Below are 412 nucleotides of genomic sequence, written 5' to 3'. Positions count from 1 at the left end.
CTTGATAGAAATACGATTAATGCTGTTAACACTACTGCTCCACTTGCTGATCCTACGAAGTCACCTTTTGTTACTTGTAATACCTGCTCTTTCATTTCTTTCATTCTCCCTTCATTTGTTTTTTGTTACAAAACTTTTATTATACTAACACGCTTGATAGAAATACGATTAACGCTGTTAATACTACTGCTCCACTTGCTGATCCTACGAAATCACCTTTTGTTACTTGTAATACTTGCTCTTTCATTTTGCATTCTCCTCTCGTTTTCTTTTGTTACAAAACTTCTATTATACTAATACGCTTGATAGAAATACGATTAATGCTGTTAATACTACTGCTCCACTTGCTGATCCTACGAAGTCACCTTTTGTTACTTGTAATACTTGCTCTTTCATCTTATGTATCCTCCTT

At 34.2% G+C, this 412-nt stretch carries 3 protein-coding genes; all 3 read right to left on the bottom strand.

Annotation, left to right across the window (positions count from 1 at the left end):
• Window positions 1–95: DUF3948 family protein (locus tag MR083_RS26965; RefSeq protein ID WP_000664234.1), on the bottom strand; the 95-nt coding region annotated here is incomplete at its 3' end.
• A gap of 44 nt (window positions 96–139) precedes the next feature.
• A complete protein-coding gene (locus MR083_RS26960; RefSeq protein ID WP_000664237.1) occupies window positions 140–247 on the bottom strand; it encodes a DUF3948 family protein in 108 nt (35 codons plus the stop codon).
• A 41-nt stretch (window positions 248–288) separates the two neighbouring features.
• The gene (locus tag MR083_RS26955) at window positions 289–396 is read right to left on the bottom strand and encodes a DUF3948 family protein (RefSeq protein ID WP_000664237.1); all 108 of its coding nucleotides are present in this window, start codon (window positions 394–396) and stop codon (window positions 289–291) included.
• Between the last annotated feature and the right edge of the window lie 16 nt (window positions 397–412).

The sequence above is a fragment of the Bacillus cereus group sp. BfR-BA-01408 genome (assembly GCF_022663305.1).
GTDB lineage: Bacteria > Bacillota > Bacilli > Bacillales > Bacillaceae_G > Bacillus_A > Bacillus_A pacificus.
The sequence above is the reverse complement of the archived record's forward strand: the minus strand, read 5'-3'. Positions and strand labels throughout refer to the sequence as shown.

Coding starts and splice junctions, on each gene's coding strand:
- MR083_RS26960 (WP_000664237.1), bottom strand. CDS start 247: ATGAAAGAGCAAGTATTACAAGTAACAAAAGGTGATTTCGTAGGATCA.
- MR083_RS26955 (WP_000664237.1), bottom strand. CDS start 396: ATGAAAGAGCAAGTATTACAAGTAACAAAAGGTGACTTCGTAGGATCA.